At 58.4% G+C, this 332-nt stretch carries 1 protein-coding gene; it reads right to left on the minus strand.

Features of this window, described 5'->3' with window-relative positions:
• On the minus strand, positions 1–332 hold a 332-nt coding region (locus QP413_RS09940; protein WP_284781605.1), incomplete at both ends, for a transposase.

The following is a 332-nucleotide window of genomic DNA, read 5'->3' on the forward strand; positions in this document are numbered from 1 at the left end:
TGCACCATGGAATTCGGCCAGGTGGCTTCCACGGCTTCCGGCAAGCCTTTGAGCCCGTCGCAGCAGACAATGAACACGTCCTGGACACCGCGGTTGGCCAGATCCGCGCACACCGATGCCCAGAATGCGGCACCTTCATTTTCAGCGATCCACAATCCCAGGATGTGCTTGATGCCGTCCATGTCGACACCAACCGCCATATAGCAGGCCTTATTGACCACGCGGTGCCCGTCACGGATTTTCACGCGTAGCGCGTCGAGGAAGATCACCGGGTAAAACTCGTCGAGCTGGCGGTTTTGCCAGATCATGACCTCGTCTAACACCGCATCGGT

The organism is Corynebacterium sp. UMB4614 (genome assembly GCF_030217065.1).
Classification (GTDB): domain Bacteria; phylum Actinomycetota; class Actinomycetes; order Mycobacteriales; family Mycobacteriaceae; genus Corynebacterium.